Here is a 19,974-nt window from a genome sequence, read left to right on the forward strand (position 1 = left end):
TGGAATGCAGTCAACCTGTAGGAGCGAGCTTGCTCGCGAATGCGATCTTTCAGGCAACCCGAAACCCTGGCCGGACAATCTTCATGCTCAACCCACAGGTCAGAACAAACGGCACCACCATCGCGATGACCATCCCGATCACGAACATCGGAATGAACTGCGGAATGATCGAGATGAAACCAGGCAAGCCGCCGACCCCGATGGCCGAGGCCTGGACCTTGTTCATCGACAGGAAGATGCAGCCCAGGGCCGAACCGCACAGGGCCGCATAGAACGGAAATTTGTAGCGCAGGTTGACCCCGAACATGGCCGGTTCGGTGATGCCGAAATAAGCGGAAATCGCCGAGGTCGAGGCCATGCTTTTATCGCGCACATTGCGGGTCATGTAGAACACCGCCAGTGCCGCGCTGCCCTGGGCGAGGTTGGACATGACGATCATCGGCCAGATGAACGTGCCGCCCTGGGTGGAGATCAGTTGCAAGTCGACTGCGAGGAACATGTGGTGCATGCCGGTGATCACCAACGGCGCGTAGAGCAGCCCGAAAATCGCCCCGCCGACCATGGGCGCGAGGTCGAACAGCATGACCACGCCTTCGGTGATGAGAATCCCCAGATGACGGGTCACCGGGCCGATGACGGCCAGTGCCAGCACACCGGTGACAACGATGGTGGTAATCGGCACCACCAACAATTGCACCGCGTTCGGCACCCGCGCCCGCAGCCATTTTTCGATGACGCTCATCACATAGGCCGCCAGCAGGATCGGCAGGATCTGCCCCTGGTAACCGACCTTTTCGATCTGGAACAGCCCGAGGATGTCGAAGTACGGAAGGCTCTGGCCGTCGAGACCCGCAACGGCCTTTCCGTAGTTCCAGGCATTGAGCAGATCGGGGTGAACGAGCATCAGACCGAGCACGATACCGAGGATTTCACTGCCACCAAATCGCTTGGCCGCCGACCAGCCGACCAAGGCAGGCAGGAACACAAACGAAGTGTTGGCCATCAGGTTGATCAGGCTCCAGAGCCCGTCGAGTTTCGGGTAGGCGTCCAGCAGGGTCTGGCCCTCGATGAACATGCCCTTGGCGCCGATCAGGTTGTTGATGCCCATCAACAGCCCCGCAATGATCAGCGCCGGCAGGATCGGCATGAACACGTCGGAAAACACCCGCACCAGACGCTGCATGGCGTTTATCTTGTCGGCGCTTTTTTGTTTAACGTCGGCGATGGTTGAAGCGGCGAGACCGGTTTGACGGCGCAGTTCGGCGTAGACCTTTTCAACTTCGCCGGGGCCGATGACCACCTGGAACAAGCCGCCAGTGAAGAACGAGCCTTTGACCAGGTCGATCTGGTTCAGTGTGGCGCTGTTGACCAGGCTCGGGTCCTTGAGGGCCAGGCGCAGGCGTGTGACGCAGTGCGCGGCCTGCTCGAGGTTGTCGCTGCCGCCGAGGCTTTGCAGCAGCTCGCTGGCGATATTCGGATAGTCGTGGCTCATGCTTTTCTTCCGCTGTAGTTTTTTGTTTTTGGCAGCACGCCGAAGCGAAAAGTACTCGTCTGTACGAGTTAAAGCAACAACTCGTACAGACGAGTTTGATTTTGTTTATTCTGAACCCGACCGGCGGCGAAGTTTCCTACTCCTAGAAGGGATGAAACCTAAAGCTGCATGGACAAACCCCTACCCTGCCCTTAAGGTTCGAAACCTTGAGTACATCGCGGCACAGAGCCATCCCCATGAGTAAATACAACCAGATCTACAGCGATCTGCTTGCCAGCATCACGACCGAACGTCTGGAACGCGGCGCACGGTTGCCTTCTGAAACCGAATTGATGGACAGCTACCAGGCCAGCCGCGGCACCGTGCGCAAGGCCATCGAGCAATTGCAGGAGCGTGGTTTCGCCCAGAAAGTCCACGGTAAAGGCACCTTCGTGCTGTCGACCAACCCGATCGAATTCCAGTTGGGCGGCATCGTCAGCTTCCAGGAGACTTATCCGCGACTGGGCAACGACGTCAGCACCGAGGTGGTGGAATTCACCCAAATTCCCCTCGAAGGGCCGCTGCTCGAACACATCAAGGCTGAAAAAGGCAGCCTGATCACGCGGATCAAACGCGTGCGGCGCATCGACGGCAAACGCGTGATCCTCGATATCAACCATTTCGTCAGCGACGTGATTCCCGGCCTGTCCCGCGACATCGCCGAGCAGTCGATCTACGCCTTTATCGAGCAGACACTGCAACTGCAAATCGCCTACGCCCAGCGCACTATCGAAGCAGTGCCGCGGAGCAAGGACGACCAGCACCATCTGGACCTCGACGGCCAAAGCCATGTGATCGTGGTCAGCAACCAGACCTTCCTGCAGGACGGTCGCCAGTTCGAGTACACCGAATCTCGGCATACCCTCGACAAATTCTACTTTTCGGATGTGGCACGGCGCTGACCCTACACGCTTCAGAATCGCGTTTGGGCATAACTATGTAGTGCACTTGCCTTGAGCAAATGGGCCATTCTCACCGCCCATTTTCTCAAGGAGCGAGAGCATGCCTGTTGATCAACAAATTGAAGTGCCCACCACTGCCGCCGATAAGGATCAGCTGAAAGTCATCGCGCCCGTCATCGTCACGGCCTGTCCGGACTTGCAGGAAGAAGCCCATGCGATGGCCAGCGAAATCCTCGCAAAGCATGGCATTACCGGCCTGGACCCGGATCGGGTCTGGTGGCATCGGTTCAACAATGTGTCAGCCAGCAGCACCAAGGCCTTCCTCGGCTGGGAACACGGTCCTAAACCCAGTGAATCAATGACCCTGACTCAACTGGTCATTCATCGGTATTACGTCACTGATCAGGACTACGCCGACCAACTGGACGCTTACGGCGGGTTTTACACCGCTGACGCTACCGCGAGCATTTTCAACGAAACCAATGAAGTGCGGATGTACCCCAGCGAAGTGCTCAAGGACTTCTGGCACGAGACCTTCAGCGACCGTTATCTGAACAAACTGAACGCCTACTGGAGCGCACATTTCGATGACTACCGGGCCTTGGCGAAATGCAATTTCCTGAGTAAAGCCGTCGAGGCACGGGAAAACGGTACGCTCCAGGAGGAAGAGTTTCAAACCCTCATCCGGGCCGTCGCCGCTGACAAAAGCTGGCCGATCACCCTGGAGACCTTGCGTGCGCAAACCTCTGTTCCCGCCGACCTGCGGGTGTGCGCCCTTGACGTCGCCGGGCATGTCGCCACGGATATTCTGCGCATTGTCGACAGCAGTGGCCGGCAAATCACCTACGTTCCCGGCGCCGCAGAAGCCTTCCATGTGCATCCGACGCTGACGGACATGCATTGGTGGATCTTGCTGCAAATGAACGATGACGCGCGCTATGCCGAATTCATGACCCATTTCCCGCTGTCGGTGCGTCAGGAAATCCACGACAACATCACGCCCCTGATGAATCAGTTGGTGGGCACGTGGGGCAAATACGACCACCATTTGATCAATCAGAAGAACATCACCATCGGCGGCGACGCGTTTACATGGCTGAGCGGCAATGTCCGGAGCGCGATGTCGGAAGAAGCGGATCTGTCCCTGGTCACCAATGGACAACTGCGCAAAGGCATGTGGCTCGGCTACCTGACTGCCGGGCTGCACGTCTTCGGACCGCTGGCACTGCTCGGCTGGCCGATTGCGCTGCCGGTGATTGGAGCCAGCATCGCTTCAATGGGCTTGAACATCGACAAGGCCGTCAACGGCAAAACCGTGGCGGAGCGCAAGGCCGGCGTCAAAGGCGCCGTGCTGGATGGCATCAACCTCCTGTTCAACCTTCCGCTGCTCAAGGAGGTCGAAGTTCTGGAGGAAGTCGGCGCTTCAGCCGAGGCCGCCGAAGCCGCCGAAATGGCCAGGCTGCGGGAGGCCAACAACCCTTCTGAGCCGATCGGTGCACAAGACCCGGAGGTAACTGACGGTTCAGAGCGCGCAACCACTCAACTTCAAGAGTTCATCCCCCTGAGACCGGCACCGGCACCGGCACAGCACCTTGAAGTACCAGAGAACTGGCAAAGCAACGAGATTCTGGAAAGTGAGGCGCCACTCGCCACCAGTGGCAAGTTCCAGGGCATCTACACACTCAACTCCAACCCCTCGACTGCCATCATGATGAACGACGTGGCTTACTACGTGCGCTACGAAGCCGACATCAACGGCGGCGGTAACTGGGCCATCATCGACCCGGCAAACCCTCACGCCTCCTCAGGATCGATACCTGTCCGCTTGAATGGCGAGGGTGAGTGGGAGCTGATACCGAAATCCGGTTTAAAGGCTGGCGGCAACGACGGCCTCGCCGCTGTTCCGGGACCGTCCCGGTTGCCCGACCCTGTCCGACCACCGGAAGAACTTCGCGTACCCTCGACGAAATACGATACCCCCAATGGGCGGTCACTTAACGTCCTGGCGCTAGGTAAAAAAGAAACGCATATAAAAGTCATCAACCTTCCCGATGGGCGCCTAAAAGGGATGACTCCGTATGAAGAGTTCGTCGCTGGACGTCGCGCAACCCTATTGAGCGATACTCGCGCCGCGCTTTCGAAAAAGAACTTTTTTTCCTCATTACCAGCGCGTCCGGTACAACCCGTCATTACGCCATCCATGACCGTGCAGGAACTCATCGAGAAGATATTCGACGCCGCGCCCGGGTTAGTGATTGGTGAAAGCCAGGATCGAATTGCCAGCATGCAGTTCCTGATCGAGAACATGCAGACATTGGCCCGGCAAGGCGTCAAGACGATCTATATGCATCGCTTGCTCAACGATTTCAATCAGTTAGACCTGAATATTTTCGCCAGAAGCGAAAAGATGGACGGCATGCTCGAAAAATATCTGAAGCAGTTACAAAGCGATCCGAGCGGACAGTTCACCCCCCTTGAGGTCGTCAAGGTGGCTCGCGAGAACGGTATCCGGATCCAGGCGATCGACTGTCTCGCAAGTTACCGCTATCCAGCATCGTCCTTCATTGACGTTCAGGAACAATCCATTAAAAACTACCTCACCACTGCGATCATGCGTGCCGATGAAGCGCTTGGCAGGACAGGTAAATGGGTCGTACTGACAGGCCAGGAAAACACCAATACCTTTAGAGGGATGGCCGGCATCAGTGAAATGAATGGCGGTATCGGTTTGCGTATTGAGGAGGTACTTCCCGAACACAGCCTGCAAATAGAGATAGATCACGGCGTAGAGATGGGCCGTAATGCCAGCCCGCTTCCCGTCAACTTTCATGGAGATTTCGACACCTTGTATACCGATATCAACCTGCAGGTCCCCTTGCCCATGCTGCAACGAACCCCGGTTGAAATAGATCGCATCCTGTTCCGTCAGGGAATGTTCTCCTTCAAGGAATCCAATGGAGCCTGGACACTGATCCATCGCAGCAGGACCGGTCTGATCACCGAAACGCTGGTTGAACGAACAGCCGATGGGCAATACCTGGTCAATCGCCCCGCCTGGGCCGATATCCATCAAAAACCTTACCCTGGACTGGTCGATCTCTCGCACGCCCTCACCCGCATGGGCATGAAACTCGAAGGACGCTTGCCCATGTAGGAAAACACCGTACCGCGATACGCAAAAGGCCCCGTGAACTCACATTCACGGGGCCTTTCGGTTGTCACGGACGATCAGTCAGACCGGGATCACTCCCACTCGATCGTCGCTGGCGGCTTGCTCGACACGTCGTATGTGACGCGGGAGATGCCCTCGATTTCGTTGATGATCCGGCCGCTGACGGTTTCCAGCAGTTCGTAAGGCAGGTGTGCCCAACGCGCGGTCATGAAGTCGATGGTTTCCACGGCACGCAGGGCCACGACCCAGGCGTAACGACGGCCATCGCCTACAACGCCAACCGATTTCACCGGCTGGAACACCACGAATGCCTGGCTGACCTTGTGGTACCAGTCGGCCTTGCGCAGTTCTTCGATGAAGATGTGGTCGGCGCGACGCAGCAGGTCGGCGTATTCCTTCTTCACTTCACCAAGGATCCGCACGCCCAGGCCCGGGCCCGGGAATGGGTGACGGTAGACCATGTCGTACGGCAGGCCGAGTTCCAGGCCCAGACGACGGACTTCGTCCTTGAACAGCTCGCGCAGGGGTTCAACCAGCTTGAGGTTCATTTCTTCCGGCAGGCCGCCCACGTTGTGGTGCGACTTGATCACGTGAGCCTTGCCGCTTTTGGCGCCAGCCGACTCGATCACGTCCGGGTAGATGGTGCCTTGGGCGAGGTACTTGATGTTGTCCAGTTTGTTGGACTGGGCATCGAAGACGTCGATGAAGGTACGGCCGATGATCTTGCGCTTCTTCTCTGGGTCGCTTTCGCCAGCCAGGTTGTCGAGGAACTGGTCTTCAGCGTTGGCGCGGATCACCTTGACGCCCATGTTCTCGGCGAACATGGCCATCACTTGCTCGCCTTCGTGCAGACGCAGCAGGCCGTTGTCGACGAAGACGCAGGTCAGCTGGTCGCCGATGGCTTTGTGCAACAGCGCGGCAACCACCGAGGAGTCAACGCCGCCGGACAGGCCGAGCAAGACGTTGTCGGTGCCGACCTGAGCGCGAACCTGAGCGATGGCGTCTTCCGCGATCTTCGACGGCGTCCACAGGGCTTCACAGCCGCAGATGTCGAGGATGAAGCGCGACAGGATGCGACCGCCCTGCTTGGTGTGGGTCACTTCCGGGTGGAACTGCACGCCGTAGTAGCCGCGAGCGTCGTCGAACATGCCGGCAATCGGGCAGCTCGGGGTGCTGGCCAGGATGTGGAATTCCTGCGGCATCTTGGTGACTTTGTCACCGTGGCTCATCCACACGTCGAGGCCGAACAGGCCATCAGCGTCGATGTGATCTTCGATGCCGTCGAGCAGGCGGCTCTTGCCGACTACGTCAACGCGGGCGTAACCGAACTCACGCAGCTCGGAACCTTCAACCTTGCCACCCAGCTGTTCAGCCATGGTCTGCATGCCGTAGCAGATACCGAAGACCGGTACGCCCAGGTCGAACACCGCTTGCGGGCAGCGAGGGCTGTTGGCTTCGTGCACGGACTCGGGGCCGCCGGCGAGAATGACGCCTTTTGGAGCGAATTCGCGAATCGCTTCTTCATCCATATCGAACGGATGCAGTTCGCAGTACACGCCGATTTCACGCACGCGGCGGGCAATCAGTTGGGTGTACTGGGAACCGAAATCGAGGATCAGGATGCGGTGAGCGTGAATGTCGAGGGCCATGATTCAGTCTCGTCTAAGTAATTCAGAAACAGTCGTGATTCAGAAACAACTCGGGGCTGAATAAAACAGCCCCGGTTACTTAACTTTTTGCTGGAAGCCTCAACCTACGCGGTAGTTTGGCGCTTCTTTGGTGATCTGTACGTCGTGGACGTGGGACTCGGCCATGCCAGCGCCGGTGATCCGCACGAACTCAGGCTTGGTGCGCATTTCTTCGATGTCGGCACTGCCGGTGTAGCCCATCGAGGAACGCAGGCCGCCCATCAGTTGATGGATGATGGCGCTCAGGCTGCCCTTATAAGGAACACGCCCTTCGATGCCTTCCGGAACCAGCTTCTCGGCGCCCGCGGAGGAGTCCTGGAAGTAACGGTCGGAAGAACCTTGAGCCTGGGACATGGCGCCCAGCGAACCCATGCCGCGGTAAGCCTTGTACGAACGACCCTGAAACAGTTCGATCTCGCCCGGCGCTTCTTCAGTACCGGCGAACATCGAGCCCATCATCACGCAGGAAGCACCGGCTACGATGGCCTTGGACAGGTCACCGGAGAACCGGATGCCGCCGTCGGCGATCAACGGAACGCCGGTGCCTTCAAGGGCAGCGGCGACGTTGGCGATGGCACTGATTTGCGGGACGCCGACACCGGCGACGATACGGGTGGTGCAGATCGAGCCCGGGCCGATACCGACCTTGACTGCGTCAGCGCCGGCTTCGGCCAGGGCCTTGGCGGCAGCGCCGGTGGCGATGTTGCCGCCGATGACCTGCACTTCAGGGAAATTCTGTTTGACCCAGCGAACGCGGTCGATCACGCCTTTGGAGTGACCGTGAGCGGTGTCGACCACCACTACGTCAACGCCGGCATTGACCAGGGCAGCTACGCGGTCACCGGTGTCTTTACCGGTGCCGACGGCAGCGCCAACGCGCAGACGACCTTGATCGTCCTTGCTGGCCAGCGGGTAAGCCTTGGCTTTTTCGATGTCGTTGACGGTCATCATGCCTTTGAGGGCGAATTTGTCGTCGACGATCAGGACGCGTTCGATGCGGTGTTTGTGCAACAGCTCGCGAACGTCGTTCTTGTCGGCGCCTTCCTTGACCGTGACCAGACGCTCTTTAGGCGTCATCACTTCGCGGACAGTGGCTTCCAGACGATTTTCGAAACGCACGTCACGGGAAGTGACGATGCCGACCAGGTCGCCATTGTGCAAAACCGGAACGCCGGAGATGTTGTGCTGGCGGGTCAGTTCGAACAGTTCACGAACGGTGGCGTCGGCCTCGATCGTGATCGGGTCCTTGACCACACCGGCTTCGTAACGCTTGACCTTGCGGACTTCGGCAGCTTGCTGCTCGATGGTCATGTTCTTGTGGATGATGCCGATGCCACCTTCCTGAGCCATGGCAATTGCCAGACGGGCTTCAGTGACGGTGTCCATGGCGGCAGAAACCAGAGGAATATTCAGCTCGATGCCACGGGTTAGGCGGGTCTTGAGACTGACTTCGTTAGGAAGCACCTCGGAATAACCAGGCACTAGGAGAATGTCGTCGAATGTCAGAGCTTCTTGGCTGATACGCAGCATCGCGGGGGCTCCCGAGCGGGAAAATGGAAGCGCGCCATTATAGTCAGACACCCCCTCGGGTTCAATGTAAAACTCTGTCTATTATTAGCATTACTGATATACGGGGATTGCTGCTTCCTACAACTCGACTTTCACCCAACTGACGGGTTGATCAAGCCAATCGGCGAATTCATCGATAAAGCTCTGCTTGAACCCGGCCTCTGCCCAGTTGTTGAAGATGAACCCCAGGTTGGAAAAGCCGCATTCCTGCAGGAAAAGAAAGCCGTTGATGTCGTCTTCATGCCCGCATTCCGGGCAGGTGAAGTTATCGGTGCGCCCCGGCATCCAGTCTTCCAGGCTTTCGAACAGCGCTTCACCGACTTCCTTGCGGCACTCGGCGCAACCCGCCTCCTCCATGAACCCCTTGGCCGGCGTGTAGATGCAGCGCTTGGTGATGATTTCCAGGCCATTGATCGGCTCGCCGAAAGGCAGGGCTTCCGGGTGAAGCACCACAGCGCGGGCACCGTCGCCGATGGCGTGAGCCATGCGATTACCCGTGCGGCCACAGGTGGTCAGTTCTTCTTTGACGATGTTCTTGCGCACCAGCCAGCGCACGACCGCCCGGGCCCGGGGTTCGTGCACCGGCAGCGTGGAGATTTTCGGGACGATGATGCTTTGCGAATTCATGGATGCAGCCTACTGCGTTAAAGAGAAAGTTCTGCGGTGTGCCACCCGACGCTATCGCGGGCAAGCCCGCTCCCACAAGGATTGGCGGTGTACATAAAAGTTATGTTCACCCCGGTCACTGTGGGAGCGGGCTTGCCCGCGATAGCGTCAGGGCGGCCGGCAGCTTAATCCCTGAGGAAATCCGGTCAAGTACTCAAATAACGCCCGATCAAGGCAATCCCGCTGGCCAGCACCAGCCAGGTCACCAGCCGCACGAACGCCTCGCGGGACAATCTCATGGTCAATCGCCGCCCGACCCACAGCCCCAATGCCATGGCCGGCAACAAACACACGGCCAGTATCAATAAGGGTAGCTCGGCATAGACACCGGCGACGGCAAACAGGCTCAAGCGCACCACGGTGCTGCAACTGATCAGCGCACTCTGGGTCGCCCGCGCCGCCTCTTTCGGCAACCGACTGTTCAGATAGATCGCATATAAAAAGCCGCCACTGCCAAACAATGCTCCGAACATCCCGCCCACCGTGCCCATCGGCACAGCCCAACCGGCGGACAATTGCGTCGGCCGGGTTTTGACCCACAAGCTGTAAATCGCGTAGGCGCTGATAAACAGCCCCATCAACAGCAACAACACATCGGATTTGAGGTTCAGCAGAAAGATCACCCCCAGCGTGCAGCCCACCGCCATGCAGGGCAGCAGCCGCAGCAACTCGGGTTTCGCCACATCCCGCCGCGAAGGCAGCAGATTGCCGAACGCCGCGACGAAATCCAGTAGCACCAGCAACGGCACAATCTTCGACAGCGGCATAAACAGAATCAGAATCGGCCCCGCCACCAACGCCGTGCCAAACCCGGCGATACCAAACACGATGTAAGCCAGGGCGATGCCCAATCCGATCACCAGCCAATCCGTGGCGCCGAATGGCCATTGGTGCAACAACTCAAGCACATTCATTTGCACGGCTTCCTTGAATAACTGTGATGACTTTAGCCAGCGCCGAGGCTTGCGACTAATATCTTCAACGCCACTCACCCATCTCAAAAAGGCATGCCTTGTGCTTTCAACCCGCCAATTGCGTTACTTCGTGGAAATCGCCGACAGCGGGAGTTTCAGTGCCGCAGCCGAACGGCTGTTCATTGCCCAGTCGGCCCTGAGCCGGCAAATAAAGGACATGGAAACCCGACTGCAAACGCCTTTGTTCCAACGTACTGCACGCCAGCCCCGACTGACGGCGGCCGGTGAAGCCTTCTTGCCCCGAGCCAGAAACCTGCTGAATGAACTGACTAAAGCCAGTGAGATGGCCACCCAGGTCGGCAATGGAGAGTTCGGCACCTTGCGCCTCAGCCATTCCAGCACCGTGCCCATGAGTGGTCGTTTGCTGCGAGGCATCAGCGACTATCTGGATCAGCATGTCGGCGTGTCCATGGACATCGCCAAACTGTCTTCCGAAGCGCAACTCGAAGCGCTGGCCGACAATCGGCTGGATGTCGGACTGCTGCGCTTGCCGGTATTGCGTCAACGTGAAGGCGTGCGGATTGTTCCTTTATATAGCGAGCGCTTGCTGCTGGCCGTGCCGCCCAATCACAGACTGGCTGTGGATAAGTCCGCGCAAGCCATCGACTTGGCGCAATTGAAGGATGAGGCCTTTATCTCCATTCCTCATCCGCAGCGTGGCGGATTGAGCTATCTGTCCGCCGAGTTGTGCATGCGCCAGGGATTCTTCCCGAAAGCGGCGCGGGTGGTGTCGCGCAAAACCACGCAACTGCAATTGATTCAGGCCGGTTTCGGCATCGCCCTGCTGCCGGAATCGATGCAGGACATTGCACCGCCCGACATCCACTTCCTACCCCTGGCCGATCCGGATTGCCACAGCACCGTCGCCCTCGCCTGCAAGCAAAATCCCACCGCATTGGTCCAACACTTCATCAAAACCTGCACAAATCCCTGTGGGAGCGGGCTTGCTCGCGAAGGCGGCGTGTCAGTCGACATAAATGCTGAATGTTAATCCGCATTCGCGAGCAAGCCCGCTCCCACAAGGGGATTTTCGCTGGGTCATGGAGATTCAGCGACGAATGCCTTTAAACTGCGCCCCATGATTAAAGATCCCTTTGCAAGACTCGGCCTGGACCGTGAAGTCCTGACTGTCAGCCAGCTCAACGGCCGCGCGCGGGTGTTGCTCGAAGACGTGTTCAGCAACATCTGGGTCGAAGGCGAAATCTCCAACCTCGCCCGGCCGGCATCCGGCCACGTGTATTTCACGCTCAAGGACAGTGGTGCCCAAGTGCGTTGCGCGCTGTTTCGGCAGAACGCGGCACGGGTCCGTCAGGCGCTGAAGGACGGTCTGGCGGTCAAGGTGCGCGGCAAGGTTTCGCTGTTCGAGGGGCGTGGCGACTATCAGCTGATCCTCGACACCGTCGAGCCGGCCGGTGACGGCGCGCTGCGTCTGGCTTTCGATGCATTGAAAGAAAAACTCAGCGCCGAAGGCCTGTTCAGCGCCGAGCGTAAAGTGCCGCTGCCGGCGCATCCGCAACGCATCGGCATTATCAGCTCGCCGACGGGCGCGGTGATTCGCGACATCATCAGCGTCTTTCGCCGCCGCGCGCCGCAGGTCCAACTGACGCTGATCCCGACCGCCGTGCAGGGCCGCGAAGCGACCGCACAGATCGTCCGCGCGCTGAAACTGGCAGACGCCCGTGGTTTCGACGCACTGATCCTCGCCCGTGGCGGCGGTTCGCTGGAAGACCTCTGGTGTTTCAACGAAGAAGCCGTGGCCCGCGCCGTGGATGCCTGCGTGACGCCGATTGTCAGCGCCGTCGGCCATGAAACCGACGTCTCGATCAGTGACTTCGTGGCCGACGTTCGCGCCCCGACGCCGTCCGCCGCCGCCGAATTGCTTGCACCGGATTCCAGCGACCTGGTGCGCCGGGTCGAAAGCCTGCATCGGCGCCTGGTGATGCGCATCCGCGACCGCCTGATGCGCGATCGGCTGCGCCTGGAAGGCATGTCCCGCCGTCTGCGTCATCCTGGCGAACGTCTGCGCCAACAAGCGCAACGTCTGGACGACCTGGACATGCGCATGCGCCGCGCCTTTGAACGCAGTTTGAATACCCGTCGCGAACGGCTGATTCGCCTGGAAACCCGCCTCGCCGGGCAACACCCGGGACGGCAACTGGCGATGCTTCGTCAGCGCCTCGACAGCTTCGCCGAACGCCTGCCGCGCGCCATGCGCGAAGGGCTCAAGGCCCGTCGCCTGCAATTGCAAAGTCAGGTGCAGACGTTGCAGGTGGTCAGCCCGCTGGCCACCCTCGCCCGTGGCTACAGCATTCTGCTGGATGAACGCGGCAACGCGATCCGCAGTGCCGAACAAACCCATACCGGTCAGCGCCTGAAAGCCAAACTGGGCAACGGCGAGCTGCAGGTCCGGGTTGAAGACAATCACCTGACGCCTGTCACCCTTTCTTTACTGGATTGATCCATGCCGCGTTTTTTAGCTCCGCTGTTGTTGCTGTGCCTGACCTTCAATGCCCACGCCGACAGTTACATCACCCGTCTATTGAACAAACCGGTGCCGGGTGGCGTGGCCGTGGTGGATCTGGGCGCTTCTGCCCAGGCGCCAAAAGCCAGCTATCAAGGCAAACCGGTGCTGGTGGTCAAGGAGCAGAACAATTGGCTGGCGATTATCGGCGTGCCATTGACCGTCAAGCCGGGCGCGCAGTCGATCAGCAGCGGCGGCCGTAATCTAGGTTTCACCGTCGGCAACAAGAAATACCCGGAACAGCGCATCACCCTGAAGAATACGCAGCAGGTCAATCCGAACCCGGAGAACCTTAAGCGCATCGAGCGCGAGCTGGCCGAGCAAATCGCCGCCTACCGCACGTTCAGTCCGAACACCCCAAGCAACTTGCTGCTGGACAAACCGGTCAACGGCCCGCTGTCGAGCAAGTTCGGTGTGCGCCGGTTCTTTAATGGTGAAGAGCGCAATCCGCATTCGGGCCTGGATTTCGCCGTGGGTGCCGGCACACCCATCAAGACCCCGGCGGCGGGCAAGGTGATCCTGATCGGCAACTACTTCTTCAATGGCAACACGGTGTTTGTCGACCATGGGCAGGGCTTTATCAGCATGTTCTGCCACATGTCGAAGATTGATGTGAAGGTGGGGCAGCAACTGGCTCGCGGTGGCGTGGTCGGGAAAGTCGGCGCCACCGGGCGGGCGACCGGGCCGCATATGCACTGGAATGTCAGCCTGAATGATGCGCGGGTGGATCCGGCGATTTTTATTGGCGCGTTTCAGCCTTAGTCATCTGTGAGGCTACTGGCCTCTTCGCGGGCAAGCCCGCTCCCACAGTGATCGGGGTGAACATGAATATTGTGTACGCCGCCAATCCCTGTGGGAGCGTGGCTTGCCCGCGAAGACGGCCTCAAAATCGCCGAAGCATCTCCCGACAACTTGGGTCTTTGCATCGACACAGCTCGACTTCTTCAATTGCGCATCCCTCAAGCCTCGCGCAAACATAAAAACGATCATTTCCATTCAAAGCAATAAAATCGCGACAAAATCGCTTTTTCGGGTATTCCTCTCAATTTTTTTCGACTGCTTGCCATCCTCCACCCCCGAGGTTAGGGTTGAAGGCATGAAAACCTCTCACACCCTCATTCAGCTTCGCCAGCACCGCAGCCTGTGCCTCGTCAGCGCACGACTGCCGGGCTGAATCGCGGTGCCTCGCCCTACGCTTTTCCCCAAGAACAATTGATCCACCGGCAGGCCGCCTTTTTTCGGCCCACACAATAAGGATTTCCCGATGAGCATGCTCAAAGACCCGTCTTCGAAATACCGCGCGTTCCCGACCATCGATATCCCGGACCGCACCTGGCCATCGAAGACCATCACCGCAGCGCCGATCTGGTGCAGCTCCGACCTTCGTGACGGCAACCAGTCGCTGATCGAGCCAATGGACGCGGTCAAGAAGCTGCGTTTCTGGAAAACCCTGGTGCAGGTCGGTGTGAAAGAAATCGAAGCGTCGTTCCCGGCCGCGTCGCAAACCGACTTCGACTTCGTCCGTACCTTGATCGAAGGCAACCACATCCCGGACGACACCACCATTCAGGTGCTGACCCAGGGCCGTGAAGACTTGATCGAGCGCACTTTCGAATCCCTGCGCGGGGCGAAGAAAGCCATCGTTCACTTGTACAACGCGACCTCCCCGTCCTTCCGCCGCATTGTCTTCAACCAGGACAAGGAAGGGGTCAAGGCCATCGCCGTGAACGCGGCCAAGCTGTTCGTCAAATACGCCGCCCAGCAGCCGAACACCCAGTGGACGTTCGAATACTCGCCGGAAACCTTCAGCGCGACCGAACTGGAATTCGCCAAGGAAGTCTGCGACGCGGTGATCGAAGTCTGGAACCCGACGCCTGAGCACAAGGTGATCCTCAACCTGCCGGCCACCGTCGAATGCGCGACCCCGAACATTTATGCCGACCAGATCGAATGGTTCGGCCGTCACATCAACCGTCGTGACAGCGTGATCATCAGCCTGCACACGCACAATGACCGTGGCACTGGCGTTGCGGCCACCGAACTGGGCTTGATGGCCGGAGCGGACCGAGTCGAAGGCTGCCTGTTCGGCAACGGCGAGCGTACCGGTAACGTCGACCTCGTGACCGTGGCTTTGAACCTCTACACCCAGGGCATTCACCCTGAGCTGGACTTCTCCGACATAGACGGCGTGCGCAAAGTCGTCGAAGAATGCAACCAGATCCAGGTTCACCCGCGTCACCCATATGTCGGCGACCTGGTTCACACCGCGTTCTCCGGCTCGCACCAGGACGCCATCCGCAAGGGCTTCGCTCAGCAGAAACCGGACACCCTGTGGGAAGTGCCGTACTTGCCGATCGACCCGGCCGACATCGGCCGCAGCTACGAGGCGGTCATCCGCGTCAACAGCCAGTCGGGCAAGGGCGGTATCGCCTACCTGCTGGAGCAGGAATACGGCATCAGCTTGCCGCGTCGCATGCAGATCGAGTTCAGCCAGGTCGTGCAGCGCGAAACCGATCGCCTCGGTCTGGAGATGACCGCCCAACAGATCCACGCCTTGTTGCACAGCGAGTATTTGCAGGCCAACACCCCGTATGCGCTGGTCAGCCATCGCCTGCAGGAAGAGAACGGTCACAGCGCCGTGGAAGTGGAAGTCTCGGGCAAAGGCCAAGGCGAAACCAACCTGCACTGGCGTGGCAAGGGCAACGGCGCGCTGGAAGCCCTGGTGGCCGGTCTGCCGATTCCCGTGGAAATCATGGACTACAACGAACACGCAATCGGCGCGGGCACCAATGCCAAGGCCGCGGCCTACATTGAACTGCGTGTGAACGGTGAACGTGCGGTGCATGGCGTCGGCATCGATGAAAACATCACCACCGCGAGCTTCAAGGCCCTGTTCAGCGCGCTGAACCGCTCCCTGAGCCAGCCGGAAGCGAAAGCCGCGTAAAAGCGTTCGCTGAAATACAAAAGGCCCCTAGGTGAAAACCTGGGGGCCTTTTTGTTTGCCTGAAAATTATGCAGTGGCTGTCATGGCCTCTTCGCGAGCAAACCCGCTCCCACATTTGACCGCATTCCAATGTGGGAGCGGGCTTGCTCACGAAGGGGCCGGTTCAGGCTGCCGAGATCTCAGGTGAACTCGAAAGTATCGGCATCCAGATTCGCCGGAAACCGTGTGCGATAGGCTTGCAGATCCGCCGCATTCAGCACGACCTGAAACACACCATCGGCTTCGCCCGCACTGAGCAATGTCTCACCCTGGAAATCCAGCACCTGGCTATCACCGGTGTAAGCAAAGCCTTTGCCATCGGTACCAATGCGATTCACCGCCGCCACGTAGCACAGGTTTTCAATCGCCCGCGCCGGCAGCAAACGGTTCCAGTGCTGACGGCGTGCGCCGGGCCAGTTGGCGGTGTACAGCAACAGGTCGGTGTCCTGTGCATCGCGGCTCCACACCGGGAAACGCAAGTCGTAGCAAATCAGCGGCCGCACTCGCCAGCCCTTGAGCTCGAATTGTACTTGGCGCTCGCCCGGCGTGTAGTGGTTGTGCTCGCCGGCCATGCGGAACAGATGACGCTTGTCGTAATGCCAGACTTCCCCGTCCGGCCGTGCCCACAGCAGACGATTGCGATGGCTGCCATCGGCGGCCTGGACGATCACGCTGCCGGTTATCACCGCGTCGAGTTTCGCCGCCTGAACGCGCAGCCATTTGCTGGTCGGACCGTTTTCTGCTTCGGCGAGGGTTTCCGATTCCATGGAAAAACCGGTGGTGAACATCTCCGGCAGGATAATCAGATCCGCCCCGCGAGCCTGCTCAAGCAATTGCTCGAAATGCTCGAGGTTGGCCTGACGGTCGTGCCAGGCCAGGGTGGTCTGGATCAGCGCGACGTTCAGATTGGGCAGTGCACTCAGATCACGCATAGTTTTGCCGCTGCTTCACGCAACGTCTCCTCGCGTTTGGCGAAGCACAAGCGCACCAGGCGCTGGCCTTCAGGTGGAGTCTGGTAGAACACTGAAATCGGGATGCTCGCCACGCCATGTTCACGGGTCATCCACAGCGCCATCTCGACATCATTGAGGTCCGGGCGAATCTGCGAGTAATCGACCAGCTGGAAATAGGTGCCGGTCACCCGTTTGAAGCTGAAACGCGACGGTGCCAGCAGATCGCAGAACAGATCGCGCTTGGCCTGGTAGAAACCCGGCAGTTCTTCAATGTGTTCGGGATGTTCGGCCATGAAGTCGGCCAAGGCGTATTGCAGCGGGGTCACGCCGCAGAAACTGACGTACTGATGCACCTTGCGCAGCTCGGCGGTGAGCGCCGGCGGGGCGACGACGTATCCGGTTTTCCAGCCGGTGACGTGATAAGTCTTGCCGAAGGAACTGACCACGAAGGCGCGCTGATACAGCTCTTCGTGATTGAGCACGCTGACATGAGGCACGCCGTCGAAAACCAGGTGTTCATAGACTTCGTCGCTGACGATGTAGATGTCGCGATTCCGAATCAACGCTGCCAACTGATCCAGTTCGGCACGACTGATCAGTGCGCCACTGGGGTTATGTGGCGAGTTGAGAACGATCATCCGCGTGCGTGGGGAAATCGCTTCGGCGAGCTTTTCAAAGTCGATGGCAAAATCGTTCAGGCCCAACTGCACATGCACGCAACGACCTCCGGCCAGCTCAACCGACGGCTCGTAACTGTCGTAGCACGGGTCGAACACGATCACTTCATCGCCGCTGTGGATAACCGCCTGAATCGCGCAGAAGATCGCTTGAGTGGCGCCGGGCGTGACCGTCACTTCATGGTCGGCATCCACGTTGACGCCGTAGCTGCGGGCGATCTTCGCCGAAATCTGCTGGCGCAGCGCCGGCAGGCCGGTCATCGGTGAATATTGGTTGTGGCCATTGGCAATGTGCCGGCCGACCGCATCGCACAGGGCTTGCGGGGCATCGAAATCGGGAAAACCCTGGGACAGGTTGATCGCCCCGGTTTGCGCCGCGAGCTGAGACATCTGAGTGAAGATAGTGATGCCGACATTCGGCAGCTTACTGGTGATCATCGGTGATTCCCTGCTCTACACCCGGCTCTAACGGCGGCGCGGGAGAGCCCGAGGATAGCCCATCCGGCGCCCATAAAAAAAGGGCGCCTGGTGGGCGCCCCTCTTCTTATGCATTCACCACAGAACCTGTGGCGAGGGAGCTTGCTCCCGCTGGACCGCGAAGCGGTCCCATTACCTGCAACCGCGTTCGTTCAGCTAAACCGCGTGGGCCGCGTTGCGGCTGCTGCGCAACCGAGCGGGAGCAAGCTCCCTCGCCACATCAAGCTAGCTGACCACAAGATGCCCGCACCAATGTGCAGGCAGTAGTGAATCAACGCTTGTCGCGGCGCTTTTTGTCGGCCTTTTTGTGGTGCGACATCATGCGGCGTTTCTTGTTGACCTGACGGTCGGTGAGCGAGGTCTTGTTACCTTCATATGGGTTCTCGCCGCCCTTGAACTCGATGCGAATCGGCGTACCGACCAGCTTCAAGACACGACGGTAAGTGTTTTCCAGATAACGGACGTACGACTTCGGCACCTTCTCGATCTGGTTACCGTGGATCACGATGATCGGCGGGTTCGCACCACCCAAGTGGGCATAACGCAGCTTGATCCGGCGGTTGTTGACCATCGGCGGCGCGTGCTCACTGACCGCATCTTCCAGGATCGTGGTCAGGCGGTTGGTTGGCCAGCGGGTGACCGCAGACTTGAACGAGTTCTGTACGGAGGCGTAGAGGTTGCCCACGCCCGTGCCGTGCAGGGCCGAGATGAAGTGGATGTCGGCGTAGTCAACGAAGAACAGTCGACGTTGCAGCTCGACCTTCACGAAGTCGCGCTCGCTCGGCGTCATGCCGTCCCACTTGTTGATCGCGATGACCAGCGCACGACCCGACTCAATGGCAAAGCCCAGCAGGTTGAGATCGTGATCGACCACGCCTTCGCGGGCGTCCATCACAAAGATCACCACGTTGGCGTCTTTGATCGCCTGCAGGGTTTTGACCACGGAGAATTTTTCGACTTCTTCATGGATCTTGCCGCGCTTGCGCACACCGGCGGTGTCGATCAGCGTGTACTTCTCGTCGTTACGCTCGAACGGGATGTAGATACTGTCGCGGGTGGTGCCGGGTTCGTCATAGACGATGACCCGGTCTTCACCGAGCATGCGGTTGACCAGGGTCGACTTGCCGACGTTCGGGCGGCCGATGATCGCGATCTTGATCCCGTCTTTTTCGCTAGGGCCAGGAATGCGCTTGGCTTCCTCGCCTTCGGCAACGATCTCTTCCTCGCCTTCTTCCAGCTCGTCATCGTCTTTCGGGAAGTCGCTGAGGGCGATTTCCAGCATCTGGGTGATGCCACGACCATGTGCACCGGCGATCGGAATCGCGTGGCCCATGCCCAACGGGGCGAATTCGGCGCGGGCCATTTCAGGGTCGATGTTGTCGACCTTGTTGGCAACCACGTAGGAACGCTTGTTACGTTTGCGCAAATGCTCGGCGATCATCTGGTCGGCGGCGGTGAAACCGGCCTTGGCATCTACCAGGAACAGAACGACATCCGCTTCTTCAATGGCCAGCAGCGACTGCTCGGCCATTTTTTCGTCCATACCGTGCTCGTCACCGGAGATACCGCCGGTGTCGACCAGAATGTAGGAACGCCCTTGCCACTTGGCCTCACCGTATTGGCGATCACGGGTCAGACCGGACAAGTCGCCGACGATGGCGTCGCGAGTCCTGGTCAGGCGGTTGAACAAGGTGGACTTGCCGACGTTCGGTCGGCCCACCAGGGCGATTACGGGAACCATGCGGCTCTCCACTTCGTTATTTCAGAAAATACAAAAGCCGCTGCGAGGCAGCGGCTGGTGCTCGGGGCAGCGCTTGAAGGCGCCGCAAGCCTTGCAGAACAAGGCCGCCTGGGGGTTAAA

The 19,974-nt window shown here is 59.1% G+C and carries 14 protein-coding genes; 6 read left to right on the top strand and 8 right to left on the bottom strand.

The genetic code is table 11. From position 1 onward, the window contains the following. Positions 1 to 49: 49 nt before the first annotated feature. Positions 50 to 1,492 carry a PTS system trehalose-specific EIIBC component gene (treP, locus tag ACA060_RS23340; RefSeq protein WP_109634579.1) on the bottom strand — a complete coding sequence of 481 codons (1,443 nt, stop codon included), beginning with the start codon at positions 1,490 to 1,492 and terminating at the stop codon, positions 50 to 52. 236 nt (positions 1,493 to 1,728) lie between these two features. On the opposite strand from treP, the gene treR reads away from it, so the two are divergent. Together treR and ACA060_RS23350 are read left to right on the top strand one after the other, a co-directional pair. After that, entirely contained in the window at positions 1,729 to 2,433 is a 705-nt protein-coding gene (gene treR, locus ACA060_RS23345) for a trehalose operon repressor (RefSeq protein WP_497313493.1), read from the top strand. Positions 2,434 to 2,533: 100 nt separating this feature from the next. After that, positions 2,534 to 5,587 (top strand): membrane-targeted effector domain-containing toxin, encoded by a 3,054-nt coding sequence (locus ACA060_RS23350; RefSeq protein WP_497313495.1) that lies wholly within the window; start codon positions 2,534 to 2,536, stop codon positions 5,585 to 5,587. Between the two features lie 89 nt (positions 5,588 to 5,676). On the opposite strand, the gene guaA is transcribed toward ACA060_RS23350, so the two are convergent. The 4 genes from guaA to ACA060_RS23370 all read right to left on the bottom strand — a co-directional run bounded on the left by guaA (position 5,677) and on the right by ACA060_RS23370 (position 10,442). Next, positions 5,677 to 7,254 (bottom strand): glutamine-hydrolyzing GMP synthase, encoded by a 1,578-nt coding sequence (gene guaA, locus ACA060_RS23355; RefSeq protein ID WP_109634585.1) that lies wholly within the window; start codon positions 7,252 to 7,254, stop codon positions 5,677 to 5,679. 99 nt (positions 7,255 to 7,353) lie between these two features. Next, positions 7,354 to 8,823: an IMP dehydrogenase gene (gene guaB, locus ACA060_RS23360; protein ID WP_109634587.1), complete on the bottom strand. Its 1,470-nt coding sequence runs from the start codon at positions 8,821 to 8,823 to the stop codon at positions 7,354 to 7,356. Positions 8,824 to 8,940: 117 nt separating this feature from the next. After that, positions 8,941 to 9,489 (bottom strand): sugar ABC transporter ATPase, encoded by a 549-nt coding sequence (locus ACA060_RS23365; RefSeq protein ID WP_497313497.1) that lies wholly within the window; start codon positions 9,487 to 9,489, stop codon positions 8,941 to 8,943. Between the two features lie 185 nt (positions 9,490 to 9,674). Further along, a complete protein-coding gene (locus tag ACA060_RS23370; RefSeq protein WP_497313499.1) occupies positions 9,675 to 10,442 on the bottom strand; it encodes a sulfite exporter TauE/SafE family protein in 768 nt (255 codons plus the stop codon). Between the two features lie 100 nt (positions 10,443 to 10,542). Here ACA060_RS23370 and ACA060_RS23375 point away from each other — a divergent pair, with 100 nt between their 5' ends. The 4 genes from ACA060_RS23375 (at position 10,543) to leuA (ending at position 15,967) form a co-directional block, all read left to right on the top strand. Continuing rightward, entirely contained in the window at positions 10,543 to 11,493 is a 951-nt protein-coding gene (locus tag ACA060_RS23375) for a LysR family transcriptional regulator (protein WP_497313501.1), read from the top strand. Between the two features lie 87 nt (positions 11,494 to 11,580). Next, positions 11,581 to 12,960 (top strand): exodeoxyribonuclease VII large subunit, encoded by a 1,380-nt coding sequence (xseA, locus tag ACA060_RS23380; protein ID WP_497313503.1) that lies wholly within the window; start codon positions 11,581 to 11,583, stop codon positions 12,958 to 12,960. Positions 12,961 to 12,963: 3 nt separating this feature from the next. Then, complete coding sequence (locus ACA060_RS23385; RefSeq protein ID WP_497313505.1) at positions 12,964 to 13,785, top strand: peptidoglycan DD-metalloendopeptidase family protein; 822 nt, start codon at positions 12,964 to 12,966, stop codon at positions 13,783 to 13,785. A gap of 502 nt (positions 13,786 to 14,287) precedes the next feature. Further along, positions 14,288 to 15,967, top strand: coding sequence for a 2-isopropylmalate synthase (gene leuA, locus ACA060_RS23390; protein ID WP_109634598.1), 1,680 nt, complete (start codon positions 14,288 to 14,290; stop codon positions 15,965 to 15,967). 179 nt (positions 15,968 to 16,146) lie between these two features. On the opposite strand, the gene ACA060_RS23395 is transcribed toward leuA, so the two are convergent. The 3 genes from ACA060_RS23395 to der all read right to left on the bottom strand — a co-directional run bounded on the left by ACA060_RS23395 (position 16,147) and on the right by der (position 19,854). After that, complete coding sequence (locus ACA060_RS23395) at positions 16,147 to 16,938, bottom strand: amidohydrolase (protein WP_109634599.1); 792 nt, start codon at positions 16,936 to 16,938, stop codon at positions 16,147 to 16,149. Continuing rightward, positions 16,926 to 18,074 carry a pyridoxal phosphate-dependent aminotransferase gene (locus ACA060_RS23400; RefSeq protein WP_497313508.1) on the bottom strand — a complete coding sequence of 383 codons (1,149 nt, stop codon included), beginning with the start codon at positions 18,072 to 18,074 and terminating at the stop codon, positions 16,926 to 16,928. Before ACA060_RS23400 ends, ACA060_RS23395 begins: the two co-directional genes overlap by 13 nt. A gap of 310 nt (positions 18,075 to 18,384) precedes the next feature. Beyond that, a complete protein-coding gene (gene der, locus ACA060_RS23405; protein ID WP_109634602.1) occupies positions 18,385 to 19,854 on the bottom strand; it encodes a ribosome biogenesis GTPase Der in 1,470 nt (489 codons plus the stop codon). Positions 19,855 to 19,974: the final 120 nt, after the last annotated feature.

The organism is Pseudomonas sp. LBUM1671, from assembly GCF_059695685.1.

Bases quoted from the DNA above. Each gene is read 5' to 3' on its own strand.
- treP (WP_109634579.1), bottom strand. From the start codon at position 1,492: ATGAGCCACGACTATCCGAATATCGCCAGCGAGCTGCTGCAAAGCCTC.
- treR (WP_497313493.1), top strand. From the start codon at position 1,729: ATGAGTAAATACAACCAGATCTACAGCGATCTGCTTGCCAGCATCACG.
- ACA060_RS23350 (WP_497313495.1), top strand. From the start codon at position 2,534: ATGCCTGTTGATCAACAAATTGAAGTGCCCACCACTGCCGCCGATAAG.
- guaA (WP_109634585.1), bottom strand. From the start codon at position 7,254: ATGGCCCTCGACATTCACGCTCACCGCATCCTGATCCTCGATTTCGGT.
- guaB (WP_109634587.1), bottom strand. From the start codon at position 8,823: ATGCTGCGTATCAGCCAAGAAGCTCTGACATTCGACGACATTCTCCTA.
- ACA060_RS23365 (WP_497313497.1), bottom strand. From the start codon at position 9,489: ATGAATTCGCAAAGCATCATCGTCCCGAAAATCTCCACGCTGCCGGTG.
- ACA060_RS23370 (WP_497313499.1), bottom strand. From the start codon at position 10,442: ATGAATGTGCTTGAGTTGTTGCACCAATGGCCATTCGGCGCCACGGAT.
- xseA (WP_497313503.1), top strand. From the start codon at position 11,581: ATGATTAAAGATCCCTTTGCAAGACTCGGCCTGGACCGTGAAGTCCTG.
- ACA060_RS23385 (WP_497313505.1), top strand. From the start codon at position 12,964: ATGCCGCGTTTTTTAGCTCCGCTGTTGTTGCTGTGCCTGACCTTCAAT.
- leuA (WP_109634598.1), top strand. From the start codon at position 14,288: ATGAGCATGCTCAAAGACCCGTCTTCGAAATACCGCGCGTTCCCGACC.
- ACA060_RS23395 (WP_109634599.1), bottom strand. From the start codon at position 16,938: ATGCGTGATCTGAGTGCACTGCCCAATCTGAACGTCGCGCTGATCCAG.
- ACA060_RS23400 (WP_497313508.1), bottom strand. From the start codon at position 18,074: ATGATCACCAGTAAGCTGCCGAATGTCGGCATCACTATCTTCACTCAG.
- der (WP_109634602.1), bottom strand. From the start codon at position 19,854: ATGGTTCCCGTAATCGCCCTGGTGGGCCGACCGAACGTCGGCAAGTCC.